The organism is Pseudorhodoplanes sp., from assembly GCF_035565795.1.
GTDB lineage: Bacteria > Pseudomonadota > Alphaproteobacteria > Rhizobiales > Xanthobacteraceae > Pseudorhodoplanes.
Genome location: NZ_DATMRV010000268.1, coordinates 1 through 17,085, shown reverse-complemented (window position 1 = coordinate 17,085; position 17,085 = coordinate 1). Strand labels below are relative to the sequence as shown.

Annotated in this window: 16 protein-coding genes and 2 pseudogenes; 9 read left to right on the top strand and 9 right to left on the bottom strand. The window is 63.1% G+C overall.

Annotation, left to right across the window (positions count from 1 at the left end):
- From glyS to VNZ93_RS24110, 3 genes are all read right to left on the bottom strand, one after another.
- The coding region (gene glyS, locus VNZ93_RS24120) for a glycine--tRNA ligase subunit beta (RefSeq protein ID WP_325711536.1) at window positions 1-1,431 on the bottom strand (1,431 nt) is incomplete at its 3' end.
- Window positions 1,432-1,434: 3 nt separating this feature from the next.
- On the bottom strand, window positions 1,435-2,034 hold the full coding sequence (locus VNZ93_RS24115) for a cysteine hydrolase family protein (RefSeq protein WP_325711534.1): 600 nt from the start codon (window positions 2,032-2,034) through the stop codon (window positions 1,435-1,437).
- Window positions 2,031-2,975, bottom strand: a complete 945-nt coding sequence (locus tag VNZ93_RS24110; protein WP_325711531.1) for a glycine--tRNA ligase subunit alpha — start codon at window positions 2,973-2,975, stop codon at window positions 2,031-2,033. Before VNZ93_RS24110 ends, VNZ93_RS24115 begins: the two co-directional genes overlap by 4 nt.
- 194 nt (window positions 2,976-3,169) lie before the next feature.
- Between VNZ93_RS24110 and VNZ93_RS24105 the strand changes: the two genes are divergently transcribed.
- The 3 genes from VNZ93_RS24105 to VNZ93_RS24095 all read left to right on the top strand — a co-directional run bounded on the left by VNZ93_RS24105 (window position 3,170) and on the right by VNZ93_RS24095 (window position 5,042).
- Window positions 3,170-3,967 (top strand): hypothetical protein, encoded by a 798-nt coding sequence (locus tag VNZ93_RS24105; protein WP_325711528.1) that lies wholly within the window; start codon window positions 3,170-3,172, stop codon window positions 3,965-3,967.
- A gap of 54 nt (window positions 3,968-4,021) precedes the next feature.
- Window positions 4,022-4,729 carry a hypothetical protein gene (locus VNZ93_RS24100; RefSeq protein WP_325711525.1) on the top strand — a complete coding sequence of 236 codons (708 nt, stop codon included), beginning with the start codon at window positions 4,022-4,024 and terminating at the stop codon, window positions 4,727-4,729.
- A gap of 145 nt (window positions 4,730-4,874) precedes the next feature.
- A complete protein-coding gene (locus VNZ93_RS24095) occupies window positions 4,875-5,042 on the top strand; it encodes a hypothetical protein (RefSeq protein ID WP_325711522.1) in 168 nt (55 codons plus the stop codon).
- 16 nt (window positions 5,043-5,058) lie between these two features.
- Here VNZ93_RS24095 and VNZ93_RS24090 read toward each other — a convergent pair whose 3' ends face one another.
- The 5 genes and pseudogenes from VNZ93_RS24090 to petA all read right to left on the bottom strand — a co-directional run bounded on the left by VNZ93_RS24090 (window position 5,059) and on the right by petA (window position 11,653).
- Window positions 5,059-5,607, bottom strand: coding sequence for an adenine phosphoribosyltransferase (locus VNZ93_RS24090; protein WP_325711519.1), 549 nt, complete (start codon window positions 5,605-5,607; stop codon window positions 5,059-5,061).
- Window positions 5,608-5,703: 96 nt separating this feature from the next.
- On the bottom strand, window positions 5,704-7,923 hold the full coding sequence (locus VNZ93_RS24085) for a fused MFS/spermidine synthase (protein WP_325711516.1): 2,220 nt from the start codon (window positions 7,921-7,923) through the stop codon (window positions 5,704-5,706).
- A gap of 106 nt (window positions 7,924-8,029) precedes the next feature.
- Entirely contained in the window at window positions 8,030-8,905 is an 876-nt protein-coding gene (locus VNZ93_RS24080; RefSeq protein WP_325711513.1) for an S-methyl-5'-thioadenosine phosphorylase, read from the bottom strand.
- Between the two features lie 50 nt (window positions 8,906-8,955).
- A pseudogene (locus VNZ93_RS24075) lies at window positions 8,956-11,078 on the bottom strand (cytochrome c1).
- A 44-nt stretch (window positions 11,079-11,122) separates the two neighbouring features.
- On the bottom strand, window positions 11,123-11,653 hold the full coding sequence (gene petA / locus VNZ93_RS24070) for a ubiquinol-cytochrome c reductase iron-sulfur subunit (RefSeq protein ID WP_325711510.1): 531 nt from the start codon (window positions 11,651-11,653) through the stop codon (window positions 11,123-11,125).
- Window positions 11,654-11,907: 254 nt separating this feature from the next.
- Here petA and VNZ93_RS24065 point away from each other — a divergent pair, with 254 nt between their 5' ends.
- The 5 genes from VNZ93_RS24065 (at window position 11,908) to hemF (ending at window position 15,137) form a co-directional block, all read left to right on the top strand.
- Complete coding sequence (locus VNZ93_RS24065) at window positions 11,908-12,375, top strand: tRNA (cytidine(34)-2'-O)-methyltransferase (RefSeq protein ID WP_325711507.1); 468 nt, start codon at window positions 11,908-11,910, stop codon at window positions 12,373-12,375.
- A gap of 94 nt (window positions 12,376-12,469) precedes the next feature.
- Entirely contained in the window at window positions 12,470-12,826 is a 357-nt protein-coding gene (locus VNZ93_RS24060) for a thioredoxin family protein (protein ID WP_325711500.1), read from the top strand.
- The gene (locus tag VNZ93_RS24055; RefSeq protein ID WP_325711497.1) at window positions 12,823-13,083 is read left to right on the top strand and encodes a SemiSWEET transporter; all 261 of its coding nucleotides are present in this window, start codon (window positions 12,823-12,825) and stop codon (window positions 13,081-13,083) included. The genes VNZ93_RS24060 and VNZ93_RS24055 overlap by 4 nt, the downstream gene beginning before the upstream one ends.
- Window positions 13,084-13,183: 100 nt before the next feature.
- Window positions 13,184-14,191, top strand: coding sequence for a L,D-transpeptidase (locus VNZ93_RS24050; protein WP_325711494.1), 1,008 nt, complete (start codon window positions 13,184-13,186; stop codon window positions 14,189-14,191).
- A 25-nt stretch (window positions 14,192-14,216) separates the two neighbouring features.
- Window positions 14,217-15,137: an oxygen-dependent coproporphyrinogen oxidase gene (gene hemF / locus VNZ93_RS24045; protein ID WP_325711539.1), complete on the top strand. Its 921-nt coding sequence runs from the start codon at window positions 14,217-14,219 to the stop codon at window positions 15,135-15,137.
- Between the two features lie 25 nt (window positions 15,138-15,162).
- Here hemF and VNZ93_RS24040 read toward each other — a convergent pair whose 3' ends face one another.
- Window positions 15,163-16,143, bottom strand: coding sequence for a tripartite tricarboxylate transporter substrate binding protein (locus tag VNZ93_RS24040; RefSeq protein ID WP_325711491.1), 981 nt, complete (start codon window positions 16,141-16,143; stop codon window positions 15,163-15,165).
- A gap of 176 nt (window positions 16,144-16,319) precedes the next feature.
- On the opposite strand from VNZ93_RS24040, the pseudogene VNZ93_RS24035 reads away from it, so the two are divergent.
- Window positions 16,320-16,437, top strand: a pseudogene (locus tag VNZ93_RS24035) (coproporphyrinogen III oxidase); the annotation flags it as partial.
- Window positions 16,438-17,085 lie beyond the last annotated feature (648 nt).

The following is a 17,085-nucleotide window of genomic DNA, read 5'->3' as shown; positions in this document are numbered from 1 at the left end:
CGAACCGGTGGGCTTTTCATCGATCGCCCAGAAACCGACCAGCGTGTCGATCTTGTCGGCCAGCGCGACCGCGATCGCGACCGGATTGCTCGGCACGGCATCGCTCGGACCAACAGGCTTGTAATGATCCTCGCACGCGGCTGCGACCGAAGCATCCTCGCCCTGCGCCAGCGCGTAATATTTCCCCATCAAGCCCTGCAGTTCGGGGAATTCGCCGACGACTTCGGTGAGGAGGTCCGCCTTGGCGAGCGTCGCCGCGCGCTGCGCGGTGCCCGGATCGGTGCCGATCATCGGCGCGATCAGACCCGCGAGGCGCACAATGCGCGCAATCCGTTCGGCTTGCGTTCCGAGCTTCTGGTGGAAAACCATCTGCGCGAATTTCGGCAAACGGTCTTCGAGGCGCGTCTTCAGGTCGGTCTCATAGAAGAACTTCGCGTCCGACAACCGCGCGCGGATGACGCGTTCGTTGCCCGCGACGATCGCCTTGCCGCCGTCCACGGCTTCCATGTTCGAGACAAGGATGAAGCGCGGCGCGAGCCCGCCATCCGGCTTGCGCACCACGAAGCACTTCTGATTGTTACGGATGGTGGTGCGGATCACCTCGGGAGGAATGGCGAGGAAGCTGTCGTCGAACGACCCCATCAGCACCACCGGCCACTCGACAAGACCGGCCGTCTCGCCGAGCAGACCTTCGTCCTCGACCAGTTCATAGCCCTGCGCGAAGGCAAGGTTCTTCGCCTCCGTGGAGATGATCTGCCTGCGTCGCTCGGGATCGACGATGACCTTCGCCTTTTCCAGCTTGGTCATCCAGTCGTCCTGGCGGCGAACCTCGATCGGTCCGGGCGCAAGGAAACGATGGCCATAGGTGACGTTGCCGGAGGTCAGGTCGCCGAGCGTAAACGGCACGACCTGCGGGTCTTCGGTTTCGGGACCGAAGGTCGCAACGACCGCCTGCAGTGGTCGCACCCATGACAGGGCGCCCGGCTGCGCGGATTGCTTTCCCCACCGCATCGACTTTGGCCACGGGAATTTGCGCGCGATGTCCGGCAGCATTTCGGACAGCACTTCGATCGCATCGCGGCCCGGCTTCTCGACGACGGCGACGTAAAACTCGCCCTTCTTCGGATCCTTTTCGATCGTCGCCTGATCGATCGACGTCAGCCCCGCACTCTTGAGGAAGCCTGCGATCGCCGCTTCGGGCGCACCGACGCGCGGCCCCTTCTTCTCCTCGCGGATATCCTTCTGTCGCGCGGGCACACCGTGCACGGCAAGTGCAATCCGCCGCGGCGTGGCGAAAGCCTTGGCGCCCTCGTAGACGAGACCGGCCTCGACCAGCCTGTCGGTGACGAGCTTCCTCAGATCGTCCATCGCACGCGGCTGCATGCGCGCGGGGATCTCTTCGGAGAAAAATTCAAGGAGAAGATCGGGCATCCTTCACTCCTTGATGTCGGAGACCGGCGCAACCGTGGCGAAGCGGTCGGCCAATTCGGCCAGCGCAGTTCTGTGGACTTGCGCGGCCGGAAGATCGGCGCCGCCGAGCGGATCCGGCAAAGCGCGCGTCGCCACCGCATCGGATACGACCGTCGTGGTGTAGCCGTGATCGAGCGCGGACCGTGCGGTCGCGCTTACGCACATATGCGTCATGAACCCTGCAATCACGAGGGATTTGCGTCCGGTCGCCTCCAGCGCGGCCTGCAGGCCGGTCCCGGCGAAGGAATTCGGCAGCGGCTTCTCGACAACGGCCTCGCCAGCGGACGGCGCGGCCTGCGGCGCAATCTTGAACCCCTCCCCCTGCGGGTCGAAAAGGCCGCCGGGCCGGCCACGCTGCACGACGTGGACCACCGGCGCGCCGGCGCGACGCGCCTTCCGCAGAAGCGTGGCAATGTTTTCGAGCGCGGCGCCAACGCCGTCAAGCGGCAGCTTGCCGGTCACATATTCATTCTGCGCGTCGACGATCACCACGACCGCGTCGCTCAACTTCCCAGGCGCAGGCTTGACGCCCGCGAGCTGCAGCAGGGTCTTTGCGCCACTCATGCCCCACCCGCTTCGGTCGCGAGCCAGGCTGCGCCGCAGGCTTTGGCGAGTTCGCGCACGCGCAGAATGTAACTCTGCCGTTCGGTCACCGAGATTACGCCGCGCGCGTCGAGCAGATTGAACACATGGCTGGCCTTGATGCACTGGTCATAGGCCGGCAGCGCCATCAGGTGACGCTCCTTCTTGCCAGCTTCGTTTCCTTGCCAGCCGGCCTCGAGATATTTCTGGCACGCGCTCTCCGCCATCCTGAACTGCGCGAACAGCATCTCGGTGTCGGAATGCTCGAAATTGTGCCGCGAATATTCCTGCTCGGCCTGCAGGAACACATCGCCGTAGGTCACCTTCCTGTCGCCGGTCTGCCCGTTGAAATTCAGGTCGTAGACGCGCTCGACGCCCTGCACATACATGGCGAGGCGCTCGAGGCCGTAGGTCAGTTCGCCGGACACAGGCGCACATTCGAATCCCGCGACCTGCTGGAAATACGTGAACTGGCTGACTTCCATGCCGTCGCACCAGCATTCCCAGCCGAGCCCCCAGGCGCCGAGCGTCGGGCTCTCCCAGTCGTCCTCCACGAAGCGGATGTCGTGAACCTTCGGGTCGATGCCGATCGCATAGAGCGACTTCAGGTAGAGGTCCTGCAGGTCCTCGGGCGACGGCTTCAGGATCACCTGGAACTGGTAGTAGTGCTGCAGCCGGTTCGGGTTCTCGCCGTAGCGGCCGTCTTTCGGGCGCCGCGACGGCTGGACATAGGCGGCATTCCAGGGCTTCGGACCGAGCGCGCGCAGCGTGGTGGCCGGATGAAACGTGCCCGCCCCCACCTCCATGTCGTAGGGCTGCAGAACGACGCAGCCGTAATCGGCCCAGTAGCGCTGGAGCGCGAGGATCAGGCCCTGAAAGGAGCGCGTGGGCTCCGAGGCCAACGCTGTGTCGGAGACAGACATTTCGCGCGGAATCCGAGGGGTTTTGCTGCGCGGTTTCCTATCGGCCGCGCCGGAACCGGTCAAGGAATCCCCTCACGCGGAACTATCAAATAGCTGCCGCAAACCATTGAAATAGAGGGTTCGGTTCGCCATGGTGGCGGATTGAGGGATGTTCGCGGGCCGGCGGCCCGCCTGCGTGGGGGTGAGTGGCATCCATGGCAAAGCCGACTGTGATTATCGTGGGTGCCGACAAGGGCGGCGTGGGTAAAACAACCGTCTCCCGCACGATCCTCGACTATTTTACCGCCCGGAACGTGCCGATCCGGGCCTTCGATACCGAGGCCCCGAAAGGCACGCTCAAGCGCTTCCACCCCGACATCACGGAAGTCGTGGACATCACCCAGGTCCCCGACCAGATGAAGGTTTTCGACACCCTGTCGGACGCCAAGGTGACGCTGATCGACGTCCGAGCGGGCCTGCTGTCGACGACGCTCGCGGCGCTCCGCGACATCGGCTTTCTGGAGACCGTAAAGCGCGGCCAGATTGCGCTCGGCGTCGCCCACATCCTCGGCTCCTCCATCGCCTCGCTGAACGAGATCGCGGACATCGCGCCCTTCGTCGCCGACGGCAAATATTATCTGGTCAAGAACTTCATCAACGAGACCAGCTTCTTCGACTGGGACCAGTCCACCTACGATTCCTACTTCAAGAAGATCAAGGACGCGGTCGAGATCACCATCCCGAAGCTCAACGAAATGGCCTACGAGCAGGTCGAGCTTGCGTCGGTGCCGTTCGTGACCTTCGTCGCCAACAAGGGGCCGCACGATGCCCCGGCGAACTATTCGTTCGTCCTGCGCGGCTATGTGCGCCACTGGCTCGGCAATGTCTGGGGCGAGTATGATCGCGTGAAGCTCGCAGACCTTGTGAGCCCCTCCGTCAATCCGGCCAAGAGCGAAAAGGGCCTCTCCGGCCGGGCCGCGGCGATCCACGAACAGGCGCGCGAGCGAAGCTGACACAATGTGTCATTCCGGCCTTCGCCGGCCCCGGAATGACGAACGAAGCAATCCATGTCCCGGCAGAAAGCCATCTACATCGTCTGTTCGCCGCGTCAGCGCGTCGGCAAGACACTGATCGCGCGTGCGCTGACCGAATTCATCCTTGCGGACGGGCGCGCGGCGATCGCGTTCGACGTCAATCCGAACAACGCAGCACTCTACGGATTTCTGCCGCGCAATACCGCGCGCGCGGATATCGAGACGACGCGCGGCCAGATGGCGCTGTTTGACGAACTGATCGCCGAGGACGAGGTGGTGAAGGTCATCGACCTTGGCGACCAGGCCTTCGACAAGTTTTTCAGGCTGCTGCGCCAGATCGGCCTCGCCGAAGAAGCCCGCCGGCGCGGCATCGATGTCGTGACGCTGTTCATCGGCGATCCGGATCCGCGGTCGGCTGACAGCTACGCGCAGACCCATCGCGCGATCCCGCAGCTGTCGCTGGTCCCGGTGCACAACGAATTCATCGCCAACATGCAGGACTACATGGAGAGTTTTCCAAGTCCCGTGCCCGGCGAGCGTCCGGTGCGCTTCCTGGTCCTGAGCCCGTTCCTCAAATCGATCGTGGACCGCCCCGGCTTCTCGTTCGACGATTATCTCGACCGCCATACGGGAGCCCGTACCGAACTGCACGAATGGATCGAACGGGTGTTCGTGGAATTCCGCGAACTGGAATTGCGTCTGCTGCTGCGGGAACTGAAGACCTCAATCGCATTGCGGTAGTCCGCAACCCGCCTCCCCTGCGACCGACGCAAAAAAATGCTGTCTCTGTGAGCCGCAACACAGTGCGCTGCATCGGTCATCTCTATTGAACTGACGCCAGAGCCGCTTCGACCAACTCCTGACGCCAACCGTTGGAGACTGAGCGATGCTGACGTTCGTTCTCTATTTTTCGATCGCCTGCTTTGTCGGACTTGCCATTCTCGGGCACATCCTCGTCCTGCAGGCCCTGTTCACGAGCGCTGACTATGCCGATGGCAAGCGCCGCAGCCGAAAGGCGCGCGGTCGCGGCATCCTGCCGAACGTTCCGGTCTGAGACTCAGCCTGCCGGCTCAATGCCCCTCGAACGAGACCAGCGTGCGCACAGGCACGTCGAGCGCGCGCAGCTTCGCGGCCCCGCCGAGATCCGGCAGATCGACCATGAAGACGGCCGAAACCACTTCGGCGCCCATCTGACGCAGCAGCTTTACCGCACCCTCCGCCGTGCCGCCCGTGGCAATGAGATCGTCCACGAGAATGACCCGCTCCCCCTTGGCGACAGCATCCTCGTGCATTTCCATTTCGTCGATGCCGTATTCCAGCGAATAGGCAACGCTCACTGCCTTGTGCGGCAGCTTGCCCTTCTTGCGGATCGGCACGAAACCGGCCGACAGTTGATGCGCGATGGCGCCGCCGATGATGAATCCGCGCGCTTCGATGCCGGCGATCTTGTCGATCTTCGCCCCCGCCCAGGGCTGGACCAGTTCGTCGACCGCGCGACGGAAGGCGCGCGCGGAGCCCAGCAAAGTGGTGATGTCGCGAAACATGATGCCCGGCTTGGGATAGTCCGGGATGGTGCGGATCGCGGCCTTCAGGTCGTTTTCAAGTGCTGGGCTCGTCATCTTCGTCTCGTTTCAGATATTCCCCGGCGGCCGCCGCAATGTGACCAAGCCGCACGCGCTGCGCAACCGGGTTCACCGCGGCTGTTACTGCCAAAGCTATTCGCGCAGCTTGTCCAGAATGGCGCCCAGGACGTTCGAATAATCGTCGGTCCAGACCCACTCATCCTCGTCGGCCTCCTGCTCGACCCATTTCGGATTTTTTGCAAGCGGTCCGAAATCCTCGTCCTTGCGAGCGACGGCCACCACCAGCGATCCGAAGATGTGGTTCTCGTCGTCATAGCCTTCGTCGGAATCGTTGGCGCGCGCGACAAGATCGTTGGCTCCGGCGATGCCGGCCACCACCGGAGTCAGGGTCATGTGCTTGTTCGAGATGTGCATCAGCACCATGCCGTCCGGCTTGATCTTGTTCTTGTAGATCGCCATCGCCTCCCTGGTCAGGAGATGCGTCGGTATCGCATCGGACGAGAACGCGTCCACGATGATGACGTCGTACTGACCGTCCCTCGCATCGGCCAGGGTGAGCCGCGCGTCCCCGACCACGATCCTTGCATCCGGCGCGCATTCCGAGAGGAAGGTGAAGCGCCTGGTGTCTTTCGCAATCCGCACGACCGAGGGATCGATCTCGTAATAGGTGAGCTGATCGCCCGGCTTCATCTGGCACGCCAGCGTGCCGGTACCGAGCCCGACCACTGCGACATTGATCGGAGCGCCGCGCTTCTCGCGCGCCGCATTCAGGCCCTGAACCATCGGCGCGAGATCATGGTAATAGGTGATCGGTGTCGGCCGGCCGGTCACGGGCCGGCCATGCGCATCGCGAATGCGCTGTGCGCCATGCTCGATGGTGCCGTGCTTGAGCACGCGAAACTGCCCGCCATCTGCTTCCATCACCTTGTGGACGCCGAAGAAGCTGCGCACGAAATCGCGCTTGCCGGAATCCGCACCGAACAGCACGACGAACATCAACGACGCCGCGATGAAGCCTGCGAATGTCAGCACGTAATGGGAGAAGCCGAATGCCAGCACCAGAATGGCGGCGATCCAGAGATTGAAGGCGTTGTCGGTGAACTCGTAACGCCAGCCAAAGGCGGCATAGAACGCGAAGACGACACCGGCCACGAGCAACGCCCAGGCCGCCATTTCGATCTTGCTGCGCGGCCAGGCGAGACCGGGCCGGCATAGGGCCGCGGCCACGATCAGGATGGGATATTCCGCCACCCACGAGAACAGATGCTGGGCGACAAGTCCCGCGAAAATGCCGCCGATCACCCCGCCCAGCGACAGGCAGAGATAGAACGAGGTCAGGGAGCGCACCGGCGGACGGCGCTGCGCCAGTTCGCCGTGGCACATCAGCGCGAGCACAAAGAAGCCGACGAGGTTCAATGCGATCAGCACGACGATCTGGTCGGCTGCGCCCAGCGAAAGCGAGACGACAAGGAGGATGATCGCGATCGGCGCGATGAAGGTCACGAAACGGTGCGGCAGGATCGGGCGCGACTGGAACGCGATCACGAAGGTCGCGAGATAGAGCGCCAGCGGCACCACCCAGAGGAACGGAGCCGCCGCGACGTCCGTCGAGATATGCGCGGTGATCGCGATCAGCAGCGCCGACGGGACCGCCGCAAGCGCGATCCAGATCAGCGCGTCGCGGAATGTCGGCGGTGCGGCATCTTCCGTTGCGACGTCAGGCAACGCGTTGCGCGAACGGACGAGGAGGACGCCGCACAGGCCGATCAGAACGATCAGCACATAGAAGCCAACGGTCCAGCCCACGGTCTGCTGCGGCAGACGCGTGAAAGGCTCGATCAGAAATGGATAGGCCAGCAACGCGAGGAAGCTGCCGACATTGCTTGCGGCATAGAGAAAGTACGGGTCCTTCGCCTGCGGATGCCCGGTTCGCGCAAACCAGGCCTGCAGCAGCGGACCATTGGCTGACAGCGCAAAGAACGGCAGCCCGATCGAGACACCGAACAATCCCAGCAGCCAGAATTCCTGGCCGCTCGCAGGCGGGCGGCCCCAGCCCGCGGCAATGCCGAGCGGCAGCGCGATGACAGCAACGATCATCACCGCCAGATGCACGATGATTGAACTGCGGCCCGGCATGAACCTCGTCAGCGCATGGGCATAGGCGTAGCCCGCGAGGAGCATCGCCTGGAAGAACACCATGGCCACCGACCAGACGGCAGGCGTGCCGCCGAGCTTGGGCAGCACCAGCTTGGCAAAGAGCGGCTGGACCACGAACAAGAGAGCAGCGCTAACGAAGATCGCGGCCGTATAGCTGACAAGCAGAAGCCTGAAGCGGGAGGCGGTGGCCGGCATGAATGCGCTCTTGAATGGGCGGTTCTTGAGGTTTCCATCCGGGCTGTCGCCGGCCGGACAGGTCCTTATAGCGCAGGCAAGGCTGCAGGACTCATGAATTTCCCGTTCACCTGCGTAGAACGCGCCCCGCCACGGCGTCGAGTTTCTTCACGAGTTCGGGATCGCGCGCCTCAGGCGCGGTGATGATGGCGGTATCGAGCGCGCGATCCGAGCCGACCGGACAGGGCTCATGCTCGCGCGGGAAATCGCGGGCGAGCCGCGCCACCAGCCGCTTGGCCTTCTCGGCATTGGCGGTGAGCACGGCGATGATGTCCTGCACGGTCACCGCATCGTGGTCGGGATGCCAGCAGTCGAAATCGGTGACCATGGCCACCGTCGCGTAGCAAATCTCCGCCTCGCGGGCGAGTTTGGCCTCCGGCATGTTGGTCATGCCGATCACCGAATAGCCGAGTTGCTGGTAGGTCAGGCTCTCGGCCAGGGTCGAGAATTGCGGGCCTTCGATGCAGACATAGGTCCCGTCCCGCACGACCGCGATGTCTTCGGATCGCGCCGCCGCCTCGATCGTGTTGCGCAGGTTCGGCGACACCGGATGCGCCATCGACACATGCGCAACCAGCCCCTTGCCGAAGAACGAGCTCTCGCGCTTGTGCGTACGGTCGACGAACTGGTCCACCAGAACGAACGTGCCGGGCGGCAGCGTCTCCTTGAATGAACCGCACGCCGACAGCGATACGAGGTCGGTCACGCCGGCACGTTTCAGGACATCGATATTGGCGCGGTAATTGATGTCGGATGGCGAGAGCCGGTGGCCCTTGTCATGGCGGGCGAGGAACACCACCGGCAGGCCGTCGACGTCGCCGATCCTGAGCGCGCCGGACGGCTCGCCCCAGGGCGATTGCATGCGCTCCTCGCGCGCATTCTGCAATCCGGGCAGATCGTAGATACCGGAGCCGCCGATGATGCCGAGGACGGATTTCGTCATGGGTCCTCCGCAAAAAAGAAAGGCCCCGTTCGGGGCCTTTCGGAATGTCGCTAGTGCTTCGTCGCCGAGGGCTTGCCCTCGAGCATCTCGGGGCGCCCCTTGACTGCTGCCCAGACCTTCTTCTTCGTGAAGTACATCAGGCCGGCCAGAACGAGCAGGAAGATCATCACCTGCATGCCGAGGCGCTTGCGTGCCTCGAGATGCGGCTCGGCCGCCCACATCAGGAAGCCGGTCACGTCCTTCGCGTATTGCTGCGCGGTCTGCGGCGCACCGTCGTCATAGGTCACCTGGCCGTCGCTCAGCGGATTGGGCATGCCGATGGCATGGCCCGGGAAGAACTTGTTGTAGTGATTGCCCTCGGGGACCTTGAAATCCTTCGGAGCGTCCGCGTAACCCGTCAGCACGGCAACGATATAATCGGGCCCCTGCTCGACATACTGCGTGACCAGATCCAGCAGGAACCAGAAGCCTCCGCGCTCGTAGGTACGCGCCTTGGCGATCACCGAAAGATCGGGCGGCAACGCCCCGTTATTGGCGGCGCGAGCGGCGTTGTCGTTCGGGAACGGCTTCGGGAAGCGGTCGGCAAGCCGGCCGGCGCGCTCGAACATCTCACCGGCATCGTTCGGTCCATCCTGAACCTTGTATTCAGCTGCGATCGCAGCCGCCTGCGGGACCGTAAAGCCCGGACCGCCCGGTTCAGCGAGATTGCGGAACGACAGCAGCGAGAGGCTGTGACAGGCCTGGCAGACCTCGCGATAGACCTTGAAACCGCGCTGCAGCTGACCGCGGTCATATTTGCCGAACGGGCCGGCAAACGACCATTTCTGCTTCGGCGGCAGCTCCCCCTGTTCGGCCGCGAGCGCGGGCGCCGCGAGGCCGATCATGAGCGCGAAAGCGAGAAGAGAACGTTGCATCGTCATTGGAGTCCGTCTCCCGCCGCTCAATGTTTCGCCGGCGCTTTGAGCACCGATTCCGAGATCGAGTTCGGCAGCGGCCTGGTCTTCTCGAACCGCGAGAGCAGCGGCAGGATGATCAGGAAGTGGGCGAAGTAATAGAAGGTCAGGATCTGCGAGGCGATGACGTATCCACCTTCGGCGGGCTTGGCACCGAGATAGCCGAGACCAAGGCAGACCGCGACGAAGATCCAGAAGAACTGGCGGAAGAGCGGCCGGTAGCGAGCCGAACGCACCTTCGAGGAGTCGAGCCACGGCAGGAACACGAGAATGCCGATCGAAGCGAACAGCGCAATAACGCCGAGCAGCTTGTTCGGGATCGCGCGCAGGATCGCGTAGAACGGCAGGTAGTACCATTCGGGCACGATGTGCGCGGGCGTCACCGCCGGATTGGCCGGGATGTAGTTGTCGGCGTGGCCGAGATAGTTCGGCAGATAGAACACGAAGTAGGCGAAGAACAGCATGAAGCAGACCATGCCAAATGCGTCCTTGACGGTCGCATAAGGCGTGAACGGCACAGTGTCCCTGTCGCCCTTGGGCTCGATGCCGGCCGGGTTGTTCTGGCCGACCACGTGCAGCGCCCAGACGTGCAGCACGACGACGCCGGCGATCACGAACGGCAGGAGATAGTGCAGCGAGAAGAAGCGCTGCAGCGTCGGATTGCCGACCGAGTAACCGCCCCACAGCCAGGTCACGACGGTTTCGCCAACCACCGGGATTGCGGAGAAGAAGTTGGTGATGACGGTCGCGCCCCAGAAGCTCATCTGGCCCCACGGCAGCGTGTAGCCGAGGAAGCCGGTGGCCATCATGAGCAGGTAGATGATGACGCCGAGGATCCAGAGCACCTCGCGCGGCGCCTTATAGGACCCGTAATACATGCCACGGAACATGTGGATGTAGACGGCGATGAAGAACATCGAGGCGCCGTTGGAGTGCAGGTAGCGCAGCAGCCAGCCGAAATTCACGTCGCGCATGATGTGCTCGACGGAATTGAACGCCATCGTCTCGTGCGGCGTGTAGTGCATCACCAGCACGATGCCGGTGATGATCTGCGCGGCCAGCATGAAGGACAGGATGCCGCCGAACGTCCACCAATAGTTCAGGTTACGCGGCGTCGGGTAGGCGATGAACGAGGAGTGGACGAGACCCGCGATCGGTAGCCGCGCTTCCATCCACTTCATGAATGCGTTTTGCGGCTGGTAGGTCGAATGTCCGCTCATCGGAGAAGCCTTCTTGGGAGTGCCTTCAGGAATGCGGGACGGCGTCAGCCGATCCGGATCCTGGTGTCAGTGAGAAACTCATAGGGCGGGAGCGCGAGATTGCTCGGCGCCGGGCCCGAACGGATACGGCCCGAGGTATCGTAGACCGAGCCGTGGCAGGGGCAGAAATAGCCGTTGTAGGGGCCGGCATGCGCGATCGGAATGCAGCCGAGATGGGTGCAGATGCCGATCAGGACCTGGAAATTGGCATGGCCCTTCTTGACGCGAGCGGAGTCGGGTTGCGGATCCGGCAGGCTCGCCAGATTGACGTCCTCCGCCTCCTTGATCTCCTTCGGCGTGCGATGGTTCACGTAGATCGGCTTGCCGCGCCAGAACACCTTGATGACCTGGCCTTCGGCAACCGGCGTCAGATCGACCTCGACCGGAGCGCCGGCGGCGATCGTCGAAGCGTCCGGATTCATCTGATAAATCAGCGGCCAGGCCGTGAAGGCGGCGCCGACTGCGGCAACCGAGCCGGTCGCCACGTAAAGGAAATCGCGGCGCGTAGGAGCCGCCGATGCTGCAGTGGATGCCACGGTGAAAGTCCCTCTTCCGTCGTGCCGGGGAGCCTGCGCGCTGCAAACCTCTGAGGGACTGATCGCGGTGTTCAATCCCCCATCGGCGAGCGAACCGGCCACGTTCGACCCGTGGGAAGGCCGTCGGCGGCGATCCGGCGGCGTGTTATTGGCACCCTTGCCGTGGGAGTGCAAGTGGCCATTGCAACTCCGCTAAAGAGTCGCACAAGTCCTTAGGCTAACATCGCTATTTGATGCCCGCAGCGGGGAATATCTTGACGGATCCGAAGGTCCCGGCAGTCGCGCTCTACGAGCCGGACATCCCGCAGAATACCGGCACGATTCTCCGGCTCTGCGCGTGCCTTGGAATCACCGCCCATCTGATCGAGCCGGCGGGCTTCCCGGTGACCGACCGCGCCTTCCGGCGGGCGGGCATGGATTACCTCGATCAGGTGGCCATCGAACGCCATGCCTCGTTCGCCGCTTTCGACGCCTGGCGCCGCGAGCAAGGGTTGGAACTGACCCTGTTCACGACGCGGGGGGCGGTCAGCTACCTCGACCACGATTACCGGCGGCCGCAGGTCCTGCTGTTCGGGCGCGAATCGGCGGGAGTTCCAGATCGCGTGGTCGAGGCCGCCGATACCCGGCTGATCATTCCGATGCGGGAGGGGCTGCGCTCGCTCAATATTGCGATGGCGGTCGCAATGGCGTCGGGGGAGATGATCCGGCAGCGGCGGGGGTGATAGTGGCATGCGGCGTTCGAACAGCCGAGGCTGCGCATCGAACAAGGCATATGATCCTGCGTTACCCCGACACGACGACCAGGTTCCCCGCCCGATGCCCTTCGATCCCGACTACACAACCGACGAACCGTCGCGCTCCGAGATTGACGCCCAGCCGGGTGCGACCGTGCTCGAATTCGGCAGCCCGTGGTGCGGTTACTGCCGCCGTGCGGCTCCGCTCGTGGCGGAAGCATTCTCGGATCACGACGGCATTCGCCACATCAAGATCGCGGACAGCAGCGGACGCCCGCTGGGGCGCTCGTTCGGGATCAAGCTCTGGCCGACGCTCATCTTCCTGAAGGACGGGCGCGAGATCGGCAGGCTCGTGCGCCCGACGGACGGCGGCGAAATCAAAAATGCGATGCAGGCGCTCGATTCGCCGGCCGGCATTCGCGATGCCGGTCCGACGTGACGCCGAACTTCGAGACCATCCTTGGCCTGATGGCAGCAGTTCTGACGACGGTCGCCAACGTGCCGCAGGTCTGGAAGGCCTGGCAGACGGGTGAGACGAAAGATCTCTCGCTCGCCATGACATTGATCCTCGCGAGCGGACTGGGATTATGGGTCGCTTACGGCATGATGCGGGCTGACCTTGTCATTGTTGTCGCCAATGCGACCGCAATGCTTCTCGCAATGACATTGGCCGCATTGAAACTGAGGCACGGCTAGGTCCGCCAGGACCGGTGCCGGCGCAAGTTTTTACGGCGGTGTCCGCCCTCGTCTTGTATATGTCTCCGCGATTTGTTCGGCTGCGATGGCAGGGAGAGACATGCGCGACTTGATGCCCACACGCCGCACGGTGATGCTCGGGTCGGTTGCGGCCCCGCTTGCCATAGCTTTTCCGCGCGCGATCGCGCAGGAGGCCCCCGATCTCTCAAAGCTGAAGCCCGGCGAGTTCACCTGGACGCCGGACCGCGCGCCGTCCGGTCCGGTCGTGGTGCTGGTGTCGATCCCCGATCAGCGGGTCGTCGTCTACCGCAACGGCACCATGATCGGCGCCGCGACCTGCTCCACCGGCAAACCCGGCCATACGACCCCGGCCGGCGTGTTCGTGATCCTGCAGAAGGACAGGAACCACCACTCATCCACCTACAACAATGCGCCGATGCCTTACATGGAGCGCCTGACCTGGCAGGGCGTCGCGCTGCATGCCGGCAACCTGCCGGGTTACCCGGCAAGCCACGGTTGCATCCGGCTGCCGCTGGAATTTGCAAAGCTCCTGTTCGGCGTGACCACGCTGGGAACACCGGTCATTGTCGCAGACAGCAAGACCGCGACCGCCGACATCCGTCATCCGGGATTGCTGATCTCCGATCATGTCGATGCCATGGCGCATGAGGCCGTGAAGAGCGTCGCCGCGAAGTCCCATCATCCGGAGACCGCGACCACGCAGACCCACGAAGCCGCGGCCTTCGTGATCTCGACCGCGGACAAGCGGCTGCTCGCCTTCGTCAATGGCAAGGAGGTGTTTGCATCTCCGATCACGCTCAAGGCGCCCGAAGCATCGTACGGAAATCACGCGTTCACGCTGACCGGACCGGATTCCGATCCGCGACATATGAAGTGGATGGCGATCGGCCTCGACGCGGCGCATGCTGGCCGGTCCGATCAGATCGTTGCGTCGACGCTAAACAAGGTCGACCTGCCGCCGGATGCCGCCAGGCGTGTTCTGGCGCTGATGCATCCGGGCTCAACCATGGTCATCACAAATGGCCCAGCGACGGCCGCGAACCGGACCGATCCGGGCTTCACCATCATCACCCATGACGACGCCTGAAAAGCCGACTTACGACCGCGCCGCCATGACCGGCGCCCTGCCCGCGCTCGACGCCGATCCAGCGTTGATCGATGCGCGCAAGGCAAAGGCCCGCGGCTGGTTCGAACAGTTGCGCGACCAGATATGCGCTGCGTTCGAAACGCTCGAGGACGGCCTTCCGGCAGGGATGCCGCAATCGTCCATGCCTCCCGGCCGTTTCGTCCGCACGCCATGGAACCGTACCGATCATGCCGGCGGGCATGGCGGCGGTGGCGTCATGTCCTTGATGAAGGGGCGTGTCTTCGAGAAGGTCGGCGTCCATTGCTCAACGGTGTTCGGCGAGTTCGCGCCGGAATTCCGCAAGGAGATTCCCGGCGCCGACAAGGATCCGCGCTTCTGGGCCTCTGGCATTTCGCTGATCGCGCATCTGTGGAATCCGAACGTGCCGGCCGTTCATATGAACACGCGCTTCGTGGTCACGACCAAAGCATGGTTCGGCGGCGGCGCGGACCTGACGCCGGTGCTCGACGTCCGCCGCACGCAGGAGGATGCCGACACCCTCGCCTTTCACGCGGCGATGAAGAAAGCGTGCGACGCGCATGCGGCGATTGCGCCCTACGACAAGTACAAGGCGTGGTGCGACGAATATTTTTTCCTGAAGCACCGCAACGAGCCGCGCGGCATCGGCGGAATCTTCTACGATTGGCATAACAGCGGCGACTGGGACGCCGACTTCGCCTTCACGCAGGACGTGGGGCGCGCATTCCTCGACATTTATCCGCGGCTGGTGCGCGCGAATTTCGCAAAGCCCTATAGCGAAGCGCAGCGCGAGGAACAGCTCATCCGGCGCGGCCGCTATGTCGAATACAATCTGCTCTACGACCGCGGCACGATCTTCGGACTTAAGACCGGCGGCAACGTCGACTCGATCCTGTCGTCGCTGCCGCCGATGGTGAAATGGCCCTGAAGAAAATCTGGCTCAGGGCTCACACCTATTGCGTCGCTATTTTCGCCTCGCGGACCGTGTCGGCCCACAGTTTGACGTTTATGCCGATCTGCTTCGCGAGGTCCTTGGAGGACTGAGGACTGGGCACGAAGCCCTGCACCAGCAGCTTGTCCTTCAAGGAGGGATCTACAATCGCTGCCCGAAACGCGGACTGAAGCTTGTCGATAATCGGCTGCGGGGTGCCGGCCGGGGCCATCAACCCGATCCAGTCAACGAGCTTGAAATCCGGCAGGCCGCTTTCCGCCACAGTCGGCACATCCGGCAAGGCCGCGTTGCGCTGTGCGCTGGTGACCGCGAGCGCCCGCAGTTTCCCGCTCTTCACATGCGCGCTGACGGGGGCGATCAGGATCCACAAGGCGTCTATTTCACCGCCCAGCATCCCGGTCACGGCCGGGCCGCCCCCCTTGTAGGGCACGTGAACCCAATCGATGCCGGCGTTCAATCCGAACAACGCCCCGGTGAGATGACTGATCGTTCCGACGCCAGGCGACCCGATCGTCACCGGCTTTCCTTCGGCCGCACGCTTCTTCGCATAGGCAATGAAATCGCCGAGCGAGTTCAGGTTGGAATCGGGCCGGACAAGCAGGGCGTCCGTGGTCTCGGCTAGCTGCACGACGGGCGTAAGATCTTTGAGGGGATCCACGCTGTCCTTCGGCCGCAGGCTCGGCGCCGCGGTAACGCCGTCGGTCGTCAGCAGAAGCGTGTATCCGTCCGGCGCGGACTTGGCGACATGAGCGAACGCGATGTTGCCGCCTGCACCCGGCCGGTTTTCCGTAAACACCTTGCCGAACGATTTCTCGAGCGGGCCTTCGAGCAGGCGACTGAGGATATCAAGTCCTCCACCGGCCGAGCCTCCAACAACGATCCGCAAAGGACGCTGGGGATAGGCGCTTTCGACAGGCTCCGCGACACACAGCGACGTCGCCCCCATCAGGGCAACAGATGCAGCAAAGATCAGGTGTTTCATCACTAAGTTCCAACTGAACAACACGCGCGGTCCCTATCACACCGTCTGCCGCGTCAACTCAGGCTGAAAAAATAACAATATGTCTTCACGGTTTGCGCGCCGCCGTAGACGAAATCGCGCTTGCTGCCGGCCGGGCGTAGAAAATTCATACGCGCTTGCTGGGGCGTTGCGCGACGCGCGGCCGATACATCGAATACGATCTGCTTTACGATCGGGACGATCTTCGGACTGAAGACTGGCGGCGATGTCGATTCAATCCTGTCCTCGCTCCCGCCGATGGTGAAACGGCCCTGACCGGCGCAACAGCATCAGCCGCGATCGGACCGTCATGACCCGGCGGCCTGAGGACCTGTCAAAGAATCAGTTCGAGATCAGCCGACGATCTTCATCTTCGGGACCAAGACTCACCTTCTTTAAAGAAGGCGTTAGCCATGATCGCAATCTGAAGTGGCGCAAACGACCGAAGCACCCGTCCCGGTCCGTGGATAAACTTCGCCGAGGGGGAACAAAGGCACCCGCGACGCGGCCTAAATCCTTAACAATCCGGCGAGACCGAAAAATCTAAAACAGGCCGAAAAACAGTCGAATCACCCGCTTTCCAGGCCCGCATTCGATTGCTTTTGACTAAAAACGGTCAAAACCGATGGAACTTCAATCGTTTACAGGTATGGTTATACATTCGTTTTTTGTGACATGCCGGCCACACCGCCCGAGGAACGCGCAACGCCGCGAGATTGTGGCAGATTTTTAGACACTTCTGCCGTAATTGACCCGTACACGCGTAACGAGACGGAACACCTCGTACTGTCTTCGTGTCCACACACACACCCGTAAGGAAATGGGGGAGCTCATGCGTAACTTCACAATCGCTGCAGTGGCGGCTGCTGGTCTCGCGCTCGGCGCGGTTCAGTCCGCTTCGGCTGCTGACATTGCCCGTCCGGT